Genomic DNA, 19721 nt, shown 5'->3' with positions numbered 1-19721 from the left:
CCGGCGCGTGCGGCGTACCGCGGAGGCCTGCGGGACGGGCCGTGCGAGCCGCGCGGGAACGCCGTCTCAGACGGCCTCCTCGCGCACGTCCTCGACCTCCGCGCGGGGCGCCCACGCCTGGTACACGCCACGGTCGAACATCTCCAGCCCCAGCCGCTCGGCCACCGGCGCCTTGCCGCCCACGTACTCCACCCGCAGCCAGCCGTCGTGCTCGCCCAGGACGACGAAGGGCTCGCCCCGCCAGGTGCACCGCGTGCTCACGTAGGCGAACTCGTCCACCTCGGCGGCGGGCACCACCCTGACATGCCGGTCGGGCGCCACGGGGGTGAAACCGTCGGCGGGGCGCTCCAGGTAGAGCCGCATCCGGGGCCCGTCGGGACTCGCCTCGTACTCGGCGCCGCGCCACCGCGCGTAGAAGCCGTGCCGGACGTTCATGCCCGTCCCTCCTCGAGCAGCGGCCCCCGCTCCACCCGCTTCACCTCGTCCACCTGGTCCGCCCGTGCCGCCCCTACCGCCCCCTCCGGCCGGGGCGGAGGGACCGGGGGCGCGCCGGGGCGGGGCAGCCACCGGCGGTGATCGGCGTCGTACCCGCCCACCAGCGTCTCCCCGCCGGAGGAATCGATCCGGTACATCTCGGCGCCGTGCGGCAGCCGCTGGCTGTCGATCTTGAACTCGGGGATCGCCGGACCCTCGCCGGGCGCGTAGCCCGACCCGGGGAAGGGCGCCTTCTCGATCACCCAGCCGCCCGGCACGATGCCCATGCTCCACTCGTCGATGCCGCCGAGCGGCGTGCGGAGGAGTTCCGGCCTGAGCACCGGCCACCTGATCACGTGGACCGACTCGTCCGCGGACCGGAACGGCGTGCCCTGGTAGACCAGCCCGAGCCCGCGGACCAGCCGGGCGGGCGTGTTCAGGTCGCGGACGTCCTGGAGCCGGTGGACGTATCCGGCGACGAGGTCGTAGCCGCCTTCGAGGTAGTGCGCGACGTGTTCGGGGCGGACGACCTTCTGCATGATCATCACTTCGGGGGCGGGGGCGGGGGCGGGGGCGGGGGCGTCCGCGGGTGTTGCTGTCCGCGCCTGAACGCGCCCTGGCCCCTCCGAAGCACCTGCCTCGCCAGGTGCCTGGGAAAGCTCCTGTCGAGGCGGCTGTGGCGCTTCTGGGCGTTCTGAGGGCGATTCCAGCTCGGTGGCGAGGGCCTGATGTCCGGAATGCCCGGCCGGTTCGGGGGGCGCCGTGCCGGGGGGCGGCTCCAGGGCGACGGGATCCAGGTACGCGGCGCTGGGCAGGCCCGGATTGACGGCGAGGTGCCAGTCGGGGCGGGGCCAGCGCCGGAGCAGCTCCGGCAGTGACGTCCGGCGATGGTGGACCACCTGCCCGCGCAGTGACAGGTCCATGGCCTCGGGAGAAGTGAAGGCCAGCACGAAGGTGCGGTCGCCGAAGACCGCCGTCGCGTACTGCCGATCGGTGCCGTCCTCGTAGGTCGGGTCCGCGGAGGAGGGCAGGTAGAGCGCGGTCCGGCCCAGCAGCGCCAGGTAGGCGTCCTGGTCACCGCGCTCGCGGGCGTCCGCCAGCGCGGATTCCGGTGTCGGCCCGCCGCCGCGGCCCTCCCCGAAGGAGCCGCCGGCGCGGTCGCCGGAGCCACCGCCCTCCTGCGCGGCGCGCGGGACGCCCAGCCCGGGCAGTTCCAGCGGGCCGCCCTCGTCGAGATGACCGGCCTGGTAGACGAGATGGAGCGGGGAACGGACGCCGTAGACGTCCCGGAGCGCGGCGGTCATCCGTGAGGCCAGGGCCGCGCAGCGTTCGGCCTGGTCGGCGACCGGCCGGCCGGACCGTTCGGCCACCGGCACCAGGGACCACCAGTTCTCCCGCTCCGGGTCGTCCGGAGGCTCCCAGCCGAGCACCGTGAGCCGGCGTTCCTCACGGGGCGACAGCGGGCGCGCCAGGAACGCGCTGCCGACCGCCTCGGCCTCCAGCTCGGCGCGGGACCGCATCACCTGGACGTAGGGCAGCCCGCCGGCCCCGTGCACGATCAGGAACGACCGGACCGGCAGCCCGATGAGCTCGATCATCAGCCGTTTGGCGAAGTCGTTCCAGTCCAATCGAGCCCAACCCTCGCGTCCGTCGTCGCCCAGACCCGGGCCCGGGCGAGCGCCACGGGCCGGGACTTGGGAGGACAGCCTAGAGCCTGTCTCGAAGCGGCTTCAGCCACCGCGCGAGCGCGTTGGCTGCCTGGTGGGGCGATGCCGGAGGCGAGCGTCGCCGGGCAGATCGCGAAGCGATGCCGCGCTCGCACGGGCCCGGTTAGGCGCGAGCCGCCAGGCGAGCGCCGTGGGCCGGGACTTTAAACAGAGCCTAGTCGCGGCGCGGTGCGGGCAGCGCGTCGGCGCGCACCGGCGCCCAGGTGTCGCCGATCGCGTCGAAGACCGCCGCGGGCACGGCCGCGTCGGCTTCGTCGCCCTCGCCGTCCCAGCGCCACAGACGGGTGCCGTGCGGGAGGCTGAGGGGGAACTGCGGCCCCCTGGGCCCCGGAGGAGGCTGGGCCGGTGCGGCCGGTGCCGCAGGCGGCGGTGCGGTTGGTGCCGCGGGCGGCGGAGGTGGAACGGCGGCTGCGGGCGTGTCGCCGGAGGCGGGACCCGGCACGGGTGCCGGGCCGGGCACGGGTGCGGGACCCGGGGCGGGTGCGGGCGGGGCCGGGGGTGCCGGGGGCGCGGGGGGCACATCGTGTGCTTGGGGCGCCTGCGGGACGGGGGGAGGCTCCGGCGCGGCCTGCGGCGGGCCTTGGATCGGTGTTCCCTCCGGAGGCGTGCTCTGCGGCGGTGGCGGGGAGGCCGGTCCCGGAGCGGGCCGCCCCTCGGCGGCCGGGCCCGGAACGGGCTCGGGAGGCGCCGGAGGCTGGGCCGGTGCCGGTGCCGGTGCCGGTGCCTGGGCTGGGGCGGGTGTGGACGGCGGGCCGGGCGGCGCTGATGGCACGTTCGCGTCAGACGGCGAGTGGGACGCAGGAGGCTCGGGAGATGGTGCCGGCGGCGTTGGAGGCGCGGGAGACGGCGCCGGAGGCGCCGCGGCGTCCATGTGGCCGGGCGGAGGCGAAGGCTGGGAGATGGCGCGCTGGGTGGCGTCCAGCCGGGTGACGGCGGCGGCGTCCAGATGGACCTCGCTGGGCAGGCCCGGGTTGATCGCCAGCTGCCAGGCCGGATCCGGCCAGCCGAGGGCGAGCTGGGCGAACGAGGTCCGGCGGTGCAGGCCGGGCCGGTGGCCCGAACGCGCCAGGGCGTGCGGCGAGGTGAAGACCACCACGTACACACCGGTCCCGATCATGGTGGTGGGGAACTCGGCCGCGTCGGGGTCCTCCACCGCCGGGCCGGTCGCCGGAAGCACCAGGTCGGCGGAGAGCAGCAGGTCGAAGTACGTGGTGTGGTCACCGCGCCGCTTGGCGTCGGCCAGCCGGGGCTCGAGCTCGTCCGGCGGATCGGGGACCGGCGGCTCCGGCCCGTAGCCGGGGACGGGGGCGGCCAGCGCGGCGGCCGGGGCCGGCTTGCCGAAGCCGTCCGCGGCGGGGGCCGGGCCGCCGGGCCTCTCGGAGTTCAGCGCGCCGCGGGCGCTCTCGGGCGCCTCCGCGGACGTACGGCGCCGCTTGGCGATCCGGCCCGGGTCGGCGGCCTCGATGCCGAAGTCAAGCAGCTCGATCAGGCCGGTGCCGTGCCGGTGGAACGACTCGTACACCAGGTCGGAGGGCCGCCGCACGCCCTGGACGTCGCGCAGCGCGGTGACCATGACGTCGGCGAGCCGGCCGTGGTCGTCGTAGGTCGCGTAGGCGGGAAGCTCGGTCCACCAGTTGCGCGGCCCGCCGTTCGGGTTGTCGGGGTCCGCGGGCGGGCGCCATCCGGCCTCGCTCATGACCTCTTCGTCCGCGAGGGTCAGCAGAAGCGGTCCGTCGAGGAAGTTGTTGCTGACCGCCTCGGCGTACAGCCGGTCCGGCTCCCGCATGGCCTGGACGTAGTGGCGGCTCTCATCGCGTTCGCGCACGATGAGGATGGTGTCCATCTCCAGACCCGCCAGCTCGCGTCCCAGACGCCGCGCGAACTCGGACCACTCCAACAAGATCACTCCCTATCGCCCGGGGCCGGGTCGCGACCCCCGCGCGACCGGTACCCGAGACCCCGATGATTGCCGCCCCGATCGCCGCTGGCAAACCGGGAGTTCAGTCCGGTGGCGGTTCGTGACGGAGCACACGCAGCGCGCGGCGCAGTTCCGCCGGGTCGGTGCCGAATCGGTCCAGGACGTCGATCAGCTTGTGCAGGATCTCGTGACGCTCGTAGCCGACGTCCAGCAGCGCCTGGGCGGTCTCCCACAGCTGCGGCGGGTCGCCGTTCCACAGCCGCTCGGTCAGCCGCTCGTGCGCCTCCAGGTGCGCCTCGGGCGCCCCGGGGTGCTCGAACTCCAGCAGGACGCGGCGGTCGCCGGGATCGGCCGGGTCGAGCGTGGACAGGTCGATCACGCCGTGCCGGCCGGTGAGGCGGTGCCGTCCGGACAGGAACGGCAGCGCGAACGCGCGCCGGGGGAGGGCCTCCAGCTCCCCGTCCGGCAGCAGCCGCGCCACCAGGCCGCGGTCCAGCCCGAACGCGGAGGGGTCACGGTAGACCTCGGCGAACTTGGCGGTGGCGTCCCAGACCGCGTCGAGCGCCGCCCGCACGCCCTCCTCCGGCAGGCCGGTCCGCTTGCCCGCCCAGCGCACCCACGCCGCCAGCACGTGCGGGACGGCCTCCTGCTCGGTCGGCGACAGCAGCACCTTGCGCGGCAGCCAGTCCAGCAGGAACATCTCGCACTTGGCCGGGCTCACCCGCAGCGGGCGGCCGAAGTCGTGCGCGCAGCCGTAGTCGATGATCCGGTCCACGCAGCGGCTCGCCGCCGAGCGGTCGGACAGATCCTCGGCCTCGTCGGAGGCCAGGAAGCGGGCGGCGATCGTGGCCCGCCGGTCCTTGCCGTACAGCGCGGGCTGGGGCGGCCGGCCGCCGGGCGGGAGCGCGTTCACCCGGGCCCGCACGAACGCGTGGTGGGAACCGAAGCGCTCGTCGACCGGCGGGTCGGTCAGCTCGTTGGTGAACGCCAGCGCGCGCTGCAGCGCCGCCCGCGTGTCGCCCGGGTCGAGCTGCTCGAACCGCATCAGCGGGTTGGCGCGGCCCTCGTCGCGGCAGTGCTCCAGCAGCCGGTCGACCTTCGAGGACACCCAGGCGTCGCGGACCACGCCGTGGGCGGGGGGACGGCCCTGCCCGTACGCCCTCGCGGGCGACCCGCACGCCGTGGACCCGCCACCGGACCGGGGAAGGGCGCCCGGCACGACGCCGGCCTTGTTGCGGTCGACCGTCATGACCAGCGCGTGCCGGTCGCTGCCGCCGTACGTGTAGGTGCAGATGATCGTTTCCTGGTCGCCGTAGACGTCCCGGGAGACCAGGCACTGCTCGGGGAGGACCATCCCGACCCGGTCGGCCCAGCCGGGGCGCGCCACGCCCTCCTCCATCAGGGCCAGCGCCGCCCGTTCGGCCTTGGCGGCCTGCCGCGGGGTGCCCAGGTAGGCGATGCCGGTGAGCAGGGCCAGCGCGGCCGGGGTCCCGACCTCGCCGGCGTAGTCGACCAGGGACTCGCCGAGGACCTCCTCGACGTCGCCGCCCGTCACCCGCCGGCCCCACCACGAGCCCAGGATCTCGCTGACGATCAGTTCGGCGTCCAGGGGGCTGCGCACCGCCAGCAGCTCGCGGGCGTGGCGCAGCATCCCATCGAAGATCGCGAAGACCTCGTCCGAGTGCGGCTGTCCATCCCGGGCTCCATCCCCGGAGGAACGGCGGCGGCTGCGGGGACTCACGCCGACTAGCTTCTCAGATTCGACGCCGGTCATCGTCCAAGGACATGGCGGTAGACCGAAATGGGTCGCACCGGAATTCCGCGGCCCGGAACGGTGCCCGCCCGGCTCATCCCCAGGCGCGACCCGAGGGCGGCTCGGACTTGACCATGCCGACCAGCTGCTCGCGGGCCACCCGTTCCACGCGCGCCGGCGTCGGGTCGACCCCGAGATGGGTCATGCGCGCCTGAACGTCGGCGACGCAGCGGTCGACGGCGGCGGGATCGACGATCGAGAATTCCCGCGCGAGCCGTCCGGCCAGGAGCCGGCGGGTCTCGTTCCGTTGAGCGATGAGTGCGGACATCAACGCAGGCCTCCGCGCCCGAGAAGGTCTCTACCAGCTTCATTCCAGCGTTTCTGCCGCGAGTGTCAAGACCCGGCCCATGCCGGGCTTCGCCTGATCCGCCCATTTCCCTGGCGGGCGCGGCCCAGCGGCCGTGCCCGTTCCGCGTCCGCCGGGGGCTCTCCGGTCGCCATGGCGTGAGCGCCCGCGCGGGGACGTGGGCGCCCGCGTAAGGAATCGGTGAGATCTAAGCTGGCCCCATGGCCACCAAGGTTCATCTCTCCCAGCGGCCGGAGGCCGACGAGCTGCTGGGACGCAGCCCGCTCGCCGCCCTCGTCGGCATGCTCCTCGACCAGCAGATCCCGATGGAATGGGCCTTCACCGGGCCGTACACGATCGCCGGGCGGCTCGGCGCCGACGACCTCGACGCCGCGGAGATCGCCGCCCAGGACCCCGAGCGTTTCGCCGCCCTGCTGTCGGAGAAGCCCGCGGTGCACCGCTACCCCGGGTCGATGGCCAAGCGGGTGCAGCAGCTCTGCCAGTACGTGGTCGAGCACTACGACGGTGACGCCGAGGCGATCTGGCGGGACGTCGACAGCGGCAAGGAGCTGTTCAAGCGCCTCAACGCCCTGCCCGGCTACGGCAAGCAGAAGGCGCAGATCTTCGTGGCCCTGCTCGGCAAGCAGTACGGCGTGCGGCCCGAAGGCTGGCGCGAGGCCGCCGGCGACTACGGCGAGGAGGGCTCCCACCGTTCCGTCGCCGACATCACCGGCCCCGAGTCCCTGGAGAAGGTGCGCGCCTTCAAGCAGGAGATGAAGGCCGCGGCCAAGGCGAAGAGTTAAGCGCAACGCGCCGAGTGGCCGCGCCTGCCGGGCGTGGCGGCCTGCGGCGGCGTAGCATCACGTACTCGCCGTCATGGGCGGGCGCCCTCGGTCACCCGGGGAAGTCCGCGGGGCGGTGTCCGGATCCGAGGTCGCCGCCGTGAATCGTGTGACGAGGATGCCATCAGGGCTTCCGTCGGCGGCGAACCATCGGGATGATGAGTACCTGACTCCGACCGGTGTTGTGATGGAGGCGGGAGCGCTAGCCTGCTCCCATTCACCCATTGTGATGAAGACTTGCCGCGCGGTACGGGACCCCCTGGGGCGGAGGTGTTGCCGATGAGCACCGATACGTCCGTTCCGCATCCCCGGGTCTCCGGGGTGGAGGGCCAGCCCATGGAAGCGTCCGACACGCCTGACTCCGTTGATTCCGCGCTGTACTCCACGTTGATGGGGCAGGCGCCGGCGGGCCTGGCGTTCTTCGATACGGACCTGCGCTGCCTGCGGGCGAACGCGGCGCTGGTCGAGCTGCTGGGCGTGCCCGGCACCGACCCGCGCCGGCGGCGGCCCGCCGAGTTCCTGCCGGCCGATCTCGCCGCCGCGTTCGAGAGCGCGCTGCGCACGGTGCTGGACGAGGGCCGGGCGATCTCCGAGGCCGACCTGACGGTGCCGCGGCCCCGCGAGGAGGCCCGGCCCGCCGCGGTGGTCGAGCCGCCCGTCCCGGTCCCGGGCCCGCCCGCGACCGAGCTCGCCGCCGGCTCGCGCGTCCTGGCGTGCTCGTGGCTGCCGGTGCGGGGCGGCGAGGGGCGCCCTCCGGGCGTGGTCCTGACCGCGCTGGAGGTGACCGAGCGGCGCCGCGCCGAGGAGGTCATCCGGCGCAAGGAGCAGCGCTACCGCTCGCTGGTGGAGGCCAGCTCCCAGGTCGTCTGGGTGGCCTCGCCGGACGGAGGGGTGATCGACGACGCGCCCGAGTGGCGCTCCATCACCGGCCAGACCCCCGACGACTACGCGGTCGGCGGCTGGCTCGCGGTGGTGCATCCCGAGGACCGTCCCCGGATCGAGGCGACCTGGCGCGAATGCGTCGCCGACAACCGGGTCTTCGAGACCAACTACCGGATCCGCACCAAGACCGGCACCTACCGGCACTTCGACGTGCGGGCGGTGCCGATCTGGCGCGGCGACACGGTGATCGAGTGGGTCGGCGCCAACACCGACGTCACCGGCCAGCGCGAGGCCGAGGAGATGCGCGGGCGGCTCACCGAGCAGCTTTCGGCGGCGGCGCTGCGCACCGCGCGGCTCCAGCAGGCCACCTCGATGCTGGCCGAGGCGCTCACCGTCAGCCAGGTGGTCCAGGTGATCACCGAGGTGGGCCGGTCCGCGATCGGCGCCGACTACTCCGCCGTGGCGCTGCTGGACGACGACAAGCTCCGGCTGAGCATCGTCACGCCGTCGCAGCCGGGCGCCGAACGCGACGGGCACGAGTCCCACGCCCCCTCCCGCGAGGGCATCAAGGTCGGCGACCAGACCGTGATGTCGGTCGCGGTCCGGGAGAGCCGGCCGTTCCTGGCCGAGCACCCCGACAGCCTGCGGCTCCAGCTCGGCCGCGACGAGGCCGGGCTGTTCCGCCAGCACACCGAGGAGCGCGCCTGGGTGGGCCTGCCGCTGCTGGCCGCGGGCGCCCCGATCGGCGCGCTGCGGTTCTCCTTCACCCGGCCCCGGGAGATCACCGAGGAGGAGCGGGTCTTCCTGGAGGCCCTGGCCGGCCAGTGCGCCCTCGCGGTCGAACGGGCGCTGCTGTTCGAACGCGAGCACAAGACGGCCGAGGAGCTGCAGCGCAGCCTGCTGCCCAGCGATCTGCCGCAGCTGCCCGGCATGGTGCTGGCGGCCCGGTACAACCCGGCCACCCGGCACGTCCAGGTCGGCGGCGACTGGTACGACGTGTTCCGGCTGCCCGACGACCGGCTGGCCGTGGCGGTCAGCGACGTGATGGGCAAGGGCGTCCTCGCCGCGGCCGGAATGGGACGCGTCCGCAACGCCCTGCGCGCCCTGGCCCTCAACGACCCCAGGCCCGCCGCGGTGCTGGCCGGGCTGGACCGCCTCTTCAGCGCCACCGAGGACGAGGAGCAGTTCACCACGGTCGCCTACGCGGTCATCGACCCCGAGACCGGCCAGGGCGCCTTCAGCAACGCGGGCCACCCGCCGCCCCTGCTGATCTCGGCGGACTCGCCCGCCCGGCTCAGCGGGCTGGAGCCGGGCACCCCGCTCGGCTGGCCCAGCCAGCGGCAGCAGACAAATTTTTCCATCCCGACCGGCAACACTGTGGTCTTCTATTCCGATGGACTTGTGGAGAACCGTAGGCGTGGGGTGGACGCCGGCCTCGACGAACTGGTCTCAGTAGCGGCCGACGCCCCACCTGAAGTGGTAGGAGATCCGGAAAGACTCGTCGACTTCCTGGTCGATCGGATGCTTGCGGGCTACGAGCAAGTGGACGATGTGACCGTACTCGCCCTGCACGTCCCGCCGAAGGCCGGGTGACGCCGGCGCCTCCACGCGTGAGCGCGAAGGTGCCGCCGGCGCCGCCGAGAAGGGCCGGAGGAGGCCGGAAAGACGGCACCGTCCGTACGAAGGACCGCCCGGAGCCCTCTAAGGTGGTGTGTTACCGGGCAGGACATCAATGCGGAATGCGCAGCCGTGCCAGAATGCTTGACCCTAGTAAGAGCGGGTACGCTGCTGCGGTCCCGCACAGGGTGGCCAGCCCGGTGTGTGGTCCCACCCAGTGTGAGGCCGGGCCCGTCAGGGCACTTGGGTCAGCCAAGCCACACGTTCGTTCGAGAGGTATTTGTGTCGCCTGCTAGCTCGACCTCGAAAGCGTCAGATCTGCACGAGCACGTCATCGCGCAACTGATCGAGCGTGGACGGTCCCAGGGTTACCTCGACGCCGACGACGTACGACGTACGTTCGAGGAGGCCGACATCCCCGTGTCGAAGGCCTCCAGCATCCTGCGGAGCCTCAGCAAGGAGGGTGTGACCGTCATGGTGAGCGCTGCCGACTCCGCGGCGCCGAAGCGTTCGCGCAAACGCGCGGCGCCGGCGGCGCGCAAGCCCAAGACGGCCGCCGCGGCCAAGGAGCAGCCCGACACGGTGACCGCCGTCGTGGACGACGGCGCGGAGGAGAAGCCGGCCCCGGCGCCCTCCCCGGCCACCGTGGCCAAGCGGGCCAAGGCCAAGAAGGGCGCGGCCAAGAGCCCCGCGGCCAAGGGCGCCCCCGCGAAGGGCGCGCCCGCCAAGGGCGCTCCGGCCGCACCGGCCGCCAAGGGCGGACCGGCCAAGAAGGGCGCCGACAAGGCCGCCGACGACCCCGAGATCGACGACGAGGTCGACGTCACCGACCTCGAGGACCTCGACGACCTCGAGGGCGACCTCGAGGTCGAGGTCGCCGCGGACGACACCGCCGAGGCCGAGGAGCCCGCCGAGGAGGAGCCGGCCGCGCCGGTCGCCGCCGCCGCGGCGCCCGTCAAGGGCGCGGGCGGAAAGGCCTCCCCCAACGAGGAGGAGGCGTTCGTCCTCGGCGACGACGACGAGGACGCGCCCGCCCAGCAGATCGCCGCCGCCGGTGCCACCGCCGACCCGGTCAAGGACTACCTCAAGCAGATCGGCAAGGTCCCCCTGCTCAACGCCGAGCAGGAGGTCGAGCTGGCCAAGCGCATCGAGGCGGGGCTGTTCGCCGAGGAGCGGCTGGCCGCCGCCGGGCACACGATGTCCGAGGAGGACCGCGACGACTTCGAGTGGATCGCCGAGGACGGCCGCCGCGCCAAGAACCACCTGCTGGAGGCCAACCTCCGGCTGGTGGTCTCGCTGGCCAAGCGCTACACCGGGCGCGGCATGCTGTTCCTGGACCTGATCCAGGAGGGCAACCTCGGCCTGATCCGCGCGGTGGAGAAGTTCGACTACACCAAGGGCTACAAGTTCTCCACGTACGCCACCTGGTGGATCCGGCAGGCGATCACCCGCGCGATGGCCGACCAGGCCCGCACCATCCGTATCCCGGTGCACATGGTCGAGGTCATCAACAAGCTGGCCCGCGTCCAGCGCCAGATGCTCCAGGACCTGGGCCGCGAGCCCACCCCGGAGGAGCTGGCCAAGGAGCTCGACATGACCCCCGAGAAGGTCGTCGAGGTCCAGAAGTACGGCCGCGAGCCGATCTCGCTGCACACCCCGCTGGGCGAGGACGGCGACAGCGAGTTCGGTGACCTGATCGAGGACTCCGAGGCGATCGTCCCGGCCGACGCGGTCAGCTTCACGCTCCTGCAGGAGCAGCTGCACTCGGTGCTGGACACCCTCAGCGAGCGCGAGGCCGGCGTGGTCTCGATGCGGTTCGGCCTCACCGACGGCCAGCCCAAGACGCTCGACGAGATCGGCAAGGTCTACGGCGTGACCCGCGAGCGGATCCGCCAGATCGAGTCCAAGACCATGTCCAAGCTGCGCCACCCGTCGCGCTCCCAGGTGCTGCGCGACTACCTGGACTGACCCGCGGCGCCCGGCGCCGCCCATTGGGAGATCACCCCGCCTCCGGGCGGGGTGATTTTTCTTTGTCCGGAAGCGGTCACGCTGAACGGCGGGGTGCGCCGCGCCCGGAGCGGGGCGCGTGCGGCGCCGGACGGCTAAGCATGATCGTGTTTCGGAAGTGTTCCCGCACGGCGCGCGGAAACCTTGGAAAACGGCCCGCCGATCCCTGCCATGAAAGAACCGTCCAGGTCAAAGATGGCGCGGCGTATGTAACACACTATTTACGTCCAGGTAGCGCGGACCGTCGCGCCCCTTCCTACGCTTCCGCACCATGGGACTAATGGAGCTTGACCGGGCACATGGAGGTTCGGTGGAGCGGAGCAGGCCCGGCCGGGCGCCCACCGCGGACCGCGCCCGCCCGGCACGTGTGATCGGCGGCCGTCCCTGGACGGACCCCGCCCTCGACCAGGCCGTCAGCGCCGTCCACGACCGTTACCTGCGGGTCGGGGCGCGCATCCTGGCCGAGGCCCGCGCCGACCCCGAGCTGCGCTCGCTGCGCGTCGAGGCGCTGGCGAAGGCCGCCGTCGGGTCGAGCCCGCTCATCGAGGCGCTGCTCGCCCAGGACTCCTCCAACCCCGACCTGTGGCTGTGGCTGGGCCGTACCCGGGTGGAGGAGGCGTGGCGGATCCGGCCGGACGCCCGCGCCCGCGCCGTGCAGGCGGCGGGGTACACCGCCTACACCAGGAAGATGCGCGCCGCCCGTGAGCCGCTGATGCGGGCGGTGGAGCTGTGGCCGGCCGATCCCGTTCCCTGGGAGGCCCTGCTCTGGATGGCCCTCGGGCTCGACGTGGAACGCGAGGAGAAGGACGAGCTCTGGAAGCAGGCGTACCGGCGCGGTCCCACCCTGTACGGGGCCCATGTGGCGCGGGTCGTCAGCCTGTCCCCGCAGTGGGGCGGCATGCCGGAGGAGATGTTCGACTTCGCCCGGGTCGCCATGAGCACGGCGGACCGGGAGGACCCGCGTTCGGCGCTGCTGCCGCTGGCCTACTTCGAGTACTTCGTCCAGGAGCGCCAGGGGATCATCCGCGGCGCGTCCTCCTGGTTCTCGGCCGAGGAGTACCGGGACGTCCAGGCCGCCGCCCGCGGCTGGTTCGAGGGTCCGCGCCCCCATCCGCGCACGGTCGAGGCGCACAACGTCTTCGGCGCCGCCTTCTACCTGGCCGACGCCCGCCGTCCCGCGCGCCAGCACCTGCTCCGGACCATGGGCCGCCCCAGCAGCCTGCCCTGGACCTACCTGGGCGGGAACGAGGTCGGCCAGTACGTCAAGGCGTGCCGCCACCTGAACCTCGCCATGCTCTGACCTCGCCATGCTCTGACCTCGCCGTACGGCGGCCGAGCCCCCGGCTCGCCGTGGCCTCCCACCCGCGGCCCGGCGGCCCGCCCGTTCCCGCGGACCGTCAGGCGTGCAGGATGACGTCGAGAGAACGGCCGTTCAGTTCCGCGATGTGACCCAGTCCGGTCACGGCCTCGAGCAGTTCCTCGGGCGTCTCCGGTGCCGCGCCGGCCTTCAGCAGGTCGTGGGCGACCTTGCCGCGGGTCGCTTTGGCCATGTGGCTGACCACCGTGCGTTTCGGTACGCCGCCCAGGACGCGTTCCCGGAAGACCCGGACCGAGACCGCCGGCTGAGGAGCCTTCCAGGCCGAGGCGTACGGCCCGGACCGCATGTCCACGATCAGCCGTCCCTCCGCCACCCCGCGCAGCGCCGCCTTCAGGGCCGGGCGCCAGAGCGCGGCCAGCCTTCCCTCCGGCGGCAGGGTCACGTTCATGGCCAGCCGGTACGGCGGGATCCGGTCGGTGAGGCGCAGCGCCCCCCACAGCCCGGAGAAGACGATGATCTGGTCGGCCGCGCTCTGGGGATCGAGGTCGCCCAGGCCCAGGTTCTCGTACAGGACACCGGTGTAGAGGCGCGCCACGGGCAGCGTCGGGGCCTCGTGCAGCGCCCGGTTGCGGGCCAGGGCCTCCTCGGCCTGCCCCTCCGGGAGTCCGAGCACGTCGCGGACGTCGTCGCGCCCGCACGCCTCGCCCAGGGCGCGCAGGACGCGCTCCCGGACGGGGTTGAGCTCGGGGAGGCTCAGCCGGGCCGGGTCGAGCGGCGGACCGTCCCCGTGGGCGGCCTTGCGCTCCGACGGCGGCAGCAAAATGAGCACGTCATCCCCGTCTTTCGTTCGTTCTCGGCCTCTCCGGCTCCGCAGGCAAAGGATATTGGCGTAAACGGAATGCGAGGGCTTCGCGACCCGCCGGGGCGCCGCCTGTCGCAAATAGTAAGAGGTCGTTCACTCCGGGTAATCAATGGGCGGGCGGTGCTTCCGGAGACATCCCGGAACGGGTGAACGGCGGCCACCGTCACCGGTGACCGCCGTTCCTGGATTCTGCTATATCGAGGGCTTACCGCTCGTCGTCGGCTGTGATGGACGGGGTTGCCGTCAGCCTGTCGGTCTCATCCTGGATGTCGGCCCCGCCGGCGCGGAGAGCCTCTGCGTATCTGCGCCCGTGGTGGGCGCAGAACAGAAGGTCGCCGCCGCCTACAAGGACCGCACGGACGTAGGCCTGGGCACCGCAGCGGTCGCAGCGGTCTGCGACGGACAACGGCTTGGTTGGGGCAAGGGCTCCAGTCACGGCACCTTCCTCATGCTCGGGGTCGGTACTTAGGACAACATCTAACCCGACGTCGACGTTCCCAACCTGTTTCTCCGTACGCCCACAGCAGAATGGGCCATTTAGTGACCGACGTCACAACGCCGCCCCAGAAGGGCTTCCGCGCCCGTGACCATCGATCGACCCCATGCCGAAATCATGATCGGCGACGTTCCGTGAACGTCGATCAACGGCATGCGGGACCATGATCAATGACAACCGCGAAGGGTGAACGGCAACACGCCGGGCGCACCGATCATCGGAGCTCGCCGCCCGCGGCGGCGAGCCTGTAAGTGGAGTGTCGGTCGCCAGGGGTACCCTCTTGGCGAATGTCCTACCCCCGAGGAGCACAGGCACGTTGACCGCCGCGACCGCTGAAGCGACCACCGACGATTCGCACGGCTACTCCGCCCGGCACCTCTCGGTGCTGGAGGGCCTGGAGGCCGTGCGCAAGCGACCCGGAATGTACATCGGGTCCACCGACAGCCGTGGGCTCGCCCACTGCCTCTGGGAGATCGTCGACAACTGCGTCGACGAGGCCCTCGCCGGCTACTGCTCCCACATCAACGTCGTCCTGCACGCCGACGGCTCGTTCGAGGTCGGTGACAACGGCCGCGGCATCCCGGTCGACATCGAGCCCAAGACCAAGCTGCCCGGCGTCGAACTGGTGATGACCCGGCTGCACGCGGGCGGCAAGTTCGGCGGCGTGTCCTACACCGCCTCCGGCGGCCTGCACGGTGTGGGGGCCTCGGTGGTCAACGCCCTGTCGGCGCGGCTGGACGTCGAGATCGACCGGGACGGCGCCACCCACGCGATCAGCTTCCGGCGCGGGCTGCCCGGCGAGTTCGCCGACGACGGCCCCAAGGCCAGGTTCAAGAAGAGGTCCGGCGTCCACCAGGTCCGCAAGGTGGCCCGGAACACCACCGGCACCCGTGTCCGGTTCTGGCCGGACATGCAGATCTTCCTCAAGGGCGCCACCGTCGACCAGACCCTCGTCCTGGACCGGATGCGGCAGACCGCGTTCCTCATCCCCGGGCTCACGATCGACGTCCGCGACGAGCGCGGCGAGGAGATCGTCGAGGAGACCTTCCGGTTCGACGGCGGGATCAGCGAGTTCTGCTCCTACCTGGCCAAGGACGCCCCGATCGTCGAGGTGCTGCGGCTGCAGGGCCGCGGCCACTTCACCGAGACCGTTCCGGTGCTGGACGACCAGGGCCACCTGGTCCCCACCGACGTCGAGCGCGATCTGGAGGTGGACGTCGCGCTGCGCTGGGGGAGCGGCTACGACACCATCACCAAGTCGTTCGTCAACGTGATCGCCACGCCCAAGGGCGGCACCCACGTGCGCGGCTTCGACCGCGCGCTGCTGCGGGTCCTCAACGACCAGCTGCGGGCGACCAAGCTGCTGAAGAACGGCGACGAGGACGTCATCAAGGACGACGTCCTGGAGGGGCTGACCGCGGTGATCACCGTGCGCCTGCCCGAGCCGCAGTTCGAGGGCCAGACCAAGGAGGTCCTCGGCACCTCCGCCGCCGCCCGGATCGTCTCGCAGGTGGTGACCCGCGAGTTGCGGGCGATCTTCGACAACCCGCCGCGCGGCCAGAAGCAGCCGCTCCGGGCGGTCCTGGAGAAGGTGGTCGGCGCCGCCAAGACCCGGATCGCCGCCCGCACCCAGCGCGACAACCAGCGCCGCAAGAACGCCCTGGAGAACTCCGCGCTCCCGGCCAAGCTGGTCGACTGCCGCACCGCCGACGACCGCAGCGAGCTGTTCATCGTCGAGGGTGACTCGGCCCTGGGCACCGCCAAGCTGGCGCGCGACTCGGAGTTCCAGGCGCTGCTGCCGATCCGGGGCAAGATCCTCAACGTGCAGAAGGCGTCCGTCGCCGACATGCTCAAGAACGCCGAGTGCGCGGCGATCATCCAGGTCATCGGCGCCGGGTCGGGCCGTACCTTCGACCTGGACTCGGCCCGTTACGGCCGGATCATCCTGATGGCCGACGCCGACGTGGACGGCTCGCACATCCGCTGCCTGCTGCTGACGCTGATGTACCGCTACATGCGCCCGATGCTGGAGGCCGGCCGTGTCTTCGCCGCCGTCCCGCCGCTGCACCGGATCGAGCTGGTCAAGCCCAGGAAGGGCCAGGACAAGTACGTCTACTGCTACAGCGACGCCGAGCTGCGCAAGAAGCTGGTCGAGTTCGAGCGCCGCAACATGCGCTGGAAGGAGCCGGTCCAGCGCTACAAGGGCCTGGGCGAGATGGACGCCGACCAGCTCGCGGAGACCACGATGGACCCGCGCCACCGCATCCTGCGCCGGATCCGCATCGAGGACGCCGAGGACGCCGCCAAGATCTTCGATCTGCTGATGGGCAGCGAGGTGGCGCCGCGCCGCGAGTTCATCACCGCCGGCGCCGCCGAGCTGGACATCGAGCGCATCGACACCTGACGCGTCGACCGGGGTCGCGGCGATCGTCCGCCGCGGCCCCGGTCCTCCGGCCGGGCGCCGTTCCGGGCTAGCCGGGCTCGTTGCCGGGCTTCCACTTGATGCCGCAGCCCAGGCTGGGCGTGTGCGGCTCGGGCACCGGCTCGCCCGCGAGGACGTGGTCGACGGCGGCGCGCAGGTCCGCCCCGTCCGAGGGCACCTCGTTGCGCGGCCGGGCGCCGTCGAACTGGCCACGGTAGGCCAGGGCGCCGTTCGCGTCGTACAGGAAGAAGTCCGGGGTGCAGGCCGCGCGGTAGGCCCGCGCGACCTCCTGCGACCCGTCGATCAGGTAGGGGAACCCGAACCCGGCCCGTTCGGCCTGCCCGCGAAGGTGCTCGGCGTCGTCGTCGGGGTAACGCTCGACGTCGTTGCTGCCGATGGCCACGGTGGACAGCCCCTTGGCCGCGTACTCCGCCGTCATGGCGCCGAAGGCGTTCTCGATGCGCCGTACGTACGGGCAGTGGTTGGACAGGAACACCACCAGGAGCGCGGGAGCGCCCGCGAAGTCCTCCAGGGAGACCGTGCCGCCGTCGATGGAGGGCAGCGCGAAGCCGGGAGCCGGGCTGCCGAGCGGGACCATGAACGATGCGATCGCCATGCCACCATTCTGTCGCGTGCCCGCCCGCCCGGCCACGACCACGGTGACCAACCGTACGCTTGTTAGGCTCCAGTCATGCCGACACAGGAACAGATGAAGCGCGCGCTGCAGGACTACGTCGACGGGTTCGCCGCGGGGGACGCCGCCGCCATCACGGCGCTGTTCGCCGACGACGCCGTGATCGAGGATCCGGTCGGGAACCCGCCGATCTCCGGCCGGGCCGCGATCGAGGAGTTCTACGCCAACGCCGTGGCCGGAGGCGCCAAGCTCACCCTGGACGGCCCGATCCGCGGCTCGTACGGCGACGGCGCGGCGATGGCGTTCACCGTCGAGGTCCCCGGCATGCGCATCCGGGTCATCGACGTCATGACGTTCGGCGCCGACGGCAAGATCGTCAAGATGACGGCCTACTGGGGCCCCGACGACATCGAGCAGTGAGCGCGGGTCAGGCGACCGTGCGGACGTTTCGCCCGGTCGCCTGGCGCAGCGCGCCCGCCAGCCGGTCGCGCGCCTCGGTCTGTGCGGCGATGCGCCGCTCCAGGACGGCGAGCCGGTCGAACGCGATGCGCAGGCCCGCCTCCGACGGCGGCGCGGCGGCCATGTCGCCGTCCAGGCACGGCAGGAAGGCGCGGGCGTCGTCGAGGGTGAGACCCACGTCCAGCAGGTAGCGGATGTTGCGGACCCGCACGACCGCGGCCTGGTCGTAGACGCGGTATCCGTTGCCCGCCCGCCGGGACGTGATCAGCCCGGCCTGCTCGTAGTGCCGCAGCGCCCGCGGTGTCGTCCCGGTGGTCCGCGCCAGTTCCCCGATCCGCACCCTCACCACCTCCGCCGCCAGTCCTATCACGCGACGACGGCGCCGCCGTCGACCGGAACCACCGCCCCGGTGACGAACGACGCCTCCGGCGAGGCCAGCCGCGTGATCGCCCACGCCACCTCCTCGGGCCGGCCCACCCGCCCGAGCGGTGTGTGCGCCACCTGCCATTCGCGGACTGCGGCCCGCTGCTCGTCCGACAGGCCCTGATGGTGCCCGATCGGGGTCTCGATCGCGCCCGGCGCCACCGCGACCACCCGGATCCCGCGCGGCGCCAGCTCCACCGCCCAGGTCCGGGTCAGGAGTTCGAGCGCGGCCTTCGTCCCGGCGTAGACGCCGCTTCCCGGGAAGGCCCGCTGCCCGATGGACGTGCTGACGTTCACGATCACCCCGCGGGCGGCCTCCAGAGCGGGCAGCGCCGCCTGCGCCAGCATGATCGGCGCGATCAGGTTCGTCGCCACCTGCGGGTCGATCGTCTCCCGGGAGCAGGACCCCAGCGCCCCGCCGCGGACGATGGCCGCGTTGTTGACCAGAACGTCCAGCCGTCCGTACGCGTCCAGGGCCGCACGCGTGATCTCCTCGGCCGCGCCGTCGGCGGTGACGTCGGCCACCAGCGGACGGATCCCGTCATGACCGGCGGCCGTCTCCGCCAGCGGCTCCGCCCTCCGGCCGACCGCCACCACCCGCGCGCCTTCCGCGGCGAACCTCCGCGCCGTCGCCCGCCCGATGCCCGTACCGGCCCCTGTCACCACTACAACCCTGCTGTCCATGCGGCCATCGTGGAACCCTGCCGCCAGCGTCAAGGTCAATCACCGGCCCGGCCGGATCTCCAGCGCCTCGCTGTGCCGCACGACGTGCTCGGCCAGATCGACCAGATCCGTCAGCGGACGCCGTACCCACCGGCCGTCCATGGTCCGGTGGCGCAGGGCCGCCCGTTCCACGGTGACGTTGATCCCGCAGGGCGCCGAGACCTGTTTACCTTGGCCGAGTTCCGGTCCTTCGTCGTTGCAATGCAGGAGGGGCGACAGCCCCGGCCATAGCGCCCGCGCCAGGCGCGGTTCGCGCGGCGGCCACCGCCCTAGTTGAGACGCTGCCGACTATCGCGCGCTACGGGGTCGCCCCCAACATCGCCTGTATCAACGAATGGCTCTGATCATCCCAGGAGGCTGGGCTGGTCGAGCGTCCACAACCACGTGCCATCCGCCTGGCGGCGAGCCACTTCGACGGTGACGCCGCCGTTCGCCAACTGTGTCGAGGTCAGCGCCAGGTCGCCGTTGCGGACGGTGCGTAGCTGCCGGCCAGGCGTGAAGACCGGCTTGTCGGCGACGAGACGCTCGTACGTCCTGCGGATCTCGTTGCTGCCCGTGGCGACCTGGCCGTCCGGCAGCGCCAGGACAGCGTCCGGCTCGTACAACGCCACCAACCCATCGACGTCACCTGCGTTCAGCCGCTCCACGACGAACCGGCTCAGATCCTCCGGTTGCCGCGCACGCTCATGTCCCTGACCATCGCCCATCGCGCGAACCTCCCCCTGGTCAGGCCCCAATGGCCTGCACTCCGAAGTGATCATGGCAGGAGCCCCCGACCGTTCGACGCCGCGGATGACCACCCGCACCGCAAGATCGTT

At 72.5% G+C, this 19721-nt stretch carries 18 protein-coding genes; 6 read left to right on the top strand and 12 right to left on the bottom strand.

All coding sequences use genetic code 11. From position 1 onward, the window contains the following. Positions 1-66: 66 nt before the first annotated feature. The 5 genes from IW256_RS27130 to IW256_RS27110 all read right to left on the bottom strand — a co-directional run bounded on the left by IW256_RS27130 (position 67) and on the right by IW256_RS27110 (position 6200). Positions 67-435 carry a hypothetical protein gene (locus tag IW256_RS27130; RefSeq protein WP_197013648.1) on the bottom strand — a complete coding sequence of 123 codons (369 nt, stop codon included), beginning with the start codon at positions 433-435 and terminating at the stop codon, positions 67-69. Beyond that, positions 432-2102: an SseB family protein gene (locus tag IW256_RS27125; RefSeq protein WP_197013647.1), complete on the bottom strand. Its 1671-nt coding sequence runs from the start codon at positions 2100-2102 to the stop codon at positions 432-434. Before IW256_RS27125 ends, IW256_RS27130 begins: the two co-directional genes overlap by 4 nt. Before the next feature lie 253 nt (positions 2103-2355). Continuing rightward, the gene (locus IW256_RS41505; protein ID WP_231403944.1) at positions 2356-4101 is read right to left on the bottom strand and encodes an SseB family protein; all 1746 of its coding nucleotides are present in this window, start codon (positions 4099-4101) and stop codon (positions 2356-2358) included. A gap of 100 nt (positions 4102-4201) precedes the next feature. After that, positions 4202-5770: a hypothetical protein gene (locus tag IW256_RS27115; RefSeq protein ID WP_197016588.1), complete on the bottom strand. Its 1569-nt coding sequence runs from the start codon at positions 5768-5770 to the stop codon at positions 4202-4204. Between the two features lie 196 nt (positions 5771-5966). After that, positions 5967-6200 (bottom strand): hypothetical protein, encoded by a 234-nt coding sequence (locus IW256_RS27110; RefSeq protein ID WP_197013646.1) that lies wholly within the window; start codon positions 6198-6200, stop codon positions 5967-5969. Positions 6201-6439: 239 nt separating this feature from the next. Here IW256_RS27110 and IW256_RS27105 point away from each other — a divergent pair, with 239 nt between their 5' ends. The 4 genes from IW256_RS27105 to IW256_RS27090 all read left to right on the top strand — a co-directional run bounded on the left by IW256_RS27105 (position 6440) and on the right by IW256_RS27090 (position 12866). After that, a complete protein-coding gene (locus tag IW256_RS27105; protein ID WP_197013645.1) occupies positions 6440-7021 on the top strand; it encodes an HhH-GPD-type base excision DNA repair protein in 582 nt (193 codons plus the stop codon). Between the two features lie 318 nt (positions 7022-7339). Then, positions 7340-9535 carry a SpoIIE family protein phosphatase gene (locus tag IW256_RS27100; protein WP_197013644.1) on the top strand — a complete coding sequence of 732 codons (2196 nt, stop codon included), beginning with the start codon at positions 7340-7342 and terminating at the stop codon, positions 9533-9535. A gap of 366 nt (positions 9536-9901) precedes the next feature. Continuing rightward, positions 9902-11527: an RNA polymerase sigma factor gene (locus IW256_RS27095; protein WP_231405259.1), complete on the top strand. Its 1626-nt coding sequence runs from the start codon at positions 9902-9904 to the stop codon at positions 11525-11527. A gap of 349 nt (positions 11528-11876) precedes the next feature. Then, the gene (locus IW256_RS27090) at positions 11877-12866 is read left to right on the top strand and encodes a hypothetical protein (protein ID WP_197013642.1); all 990 of its coding nucleotides are present in this window, start codon (positions 11877-11879) and stop codon (positions 12864-12866) included. 97 nt (positions 12867-12963) lie between these two features. On the opposite strand, the gene IW256_RS27085 is transcribed toward IW256_RS27090, so the two are convergent. Together IW256_RS27085 and IW256_RS41500 are read right to left on the bottom strand one after the other, a co-directional pair. Then, positions 12964-13713, bottom strand: coding sequence for a YaaA family protein (locus IW256_RS27085; RefSeq protein ID WP_197013641.1), 750 nt, complete (start codon positions 13711-13713; stop codon positions 12964-12966). Between the two features lie 238 nt (positions 13714-13951). After that, positions 13952-14182 (bottom strand): DUF7455 domain-containing protein, encoded by a 231-nt coding sequence (locus tag IW256_RS41500; protein WP_307829121.1) that lies wholly within the window; start codon positions 14180-14182, stop codon positions 13952-13954. 376 nt (positions 14183-14558) lie between these two features. On the opposite strand from IW256_RS41500, the gene IW256_RS27080 reads away from it, so the two are divergent. Further along, positions 14559-16646 carry a DNA gyrase/topoisomerase IV subunit B gene (locus tag IW256_RS27080; RefSeq protein WP_197013640.1) on the top strand — a complete coding sequence of 696 codons (2088 nt, stop codon included), beginning with the start codon at positions 14559-14561 and terminating at the stop codon, positions 16644-16646. Positions 16647-16713: 67 nt separating this feature from the next. Here IW256_RS27080 and IW256_RS27075 read toward each other — a convergent pair whose 3' ends face one another. Beyond that, positions 16714-17280, bottom strand: a complete 567-nt coding sequence (locus IW256_RS27075) for a thioredoxin family protein (RefSeq protein ID WP_197013639.1) — start codon at positions 17278-17280, stop codon at positions 16714-16716. Positions 17281-17355: 75 nt separating this feature from the next. Between IW256_RS27075 and IW256_RS27070 the strand changes: the two genes are divergently transcribed. Further along, the gene (locus tag IW256_RS27070) at positions 17356-17718 is read left to right on the top strand and encodes a nuclear transport factor 2 family protein (RefSeq protein WP_197013638.1); all 363 of its coding nucleotides are present in this window, start codon (positions 17356-17358) and stop codon (positions 17716-17718) included. Between the two features lie 7 nt (positions 17719-17725). Here IW256_RS27070 and IW256_RS27065 read toward each other — a convergent pair whose 3' ends face one another. From IW256_RS27065 to IW256_RS27055, 4 genes are all read right to left on the bottom strand, one after another. Beyond that, positions 17726-18097, bottom strand: a complete 372-nt coding sequence (locus IW256_RS27065; RefSeq protein ID WP_197013637.1) for a MerR family transcriptional regulator — start codon at positions 18095-18097, stop codon at positions 17726-17728. Positions 18098-18123: 26 nt separating this feature from the next. Further along, positions 18124-18864, bottom strand: a complete 741-nt coding sequence (locus IW256_RS27060) for an SDR family NAD(P)-dependent oxidoreductase (protein WP_197013636.1) — start codon at positions 18862-18864, stop codon at positions 18124-18126. A gap of 39 nt (positions 18865-18903) precedes the next feature. Next, positions 18904-19035, bottom strand: coding sequence for a hypothetical protein (locus IW256_RS42375; RefSeq protein WP_269217947.1), 132 nt, complete (start codon positions 19033-19035; stop codon positions 18904-18906). Between the two features lie 212 nt (positions 19036-19247). Next, a complete protein-coding gene (locus IW256_RS27055) occupies positions 19248-19709 on the bottom strand; it encodes a YybH family protein (protein ID WP_307829118.1) in 462 nt (153 codons plus the stop codon). Positions 19710-19721: the final 12 nt, after the last annotated feature.

Origin of the sequence: Actinomadura viridis, from assembly GCF_015751755.1 — a bacterium.
In the GTDB taxonomy this organism is placed as follows: domain Bacteria; phylum Actinomycetota; class Actinomycetes; order Streptosporangiales; family Streptosporangiaceae; genus Spirillospora; species Spirillospora viridis.
The sequence above is the reverse complement of the archived record's forward strand: the minus strand, read 5'-3'. Positions and strand labels throughout refer to the sequence as shown.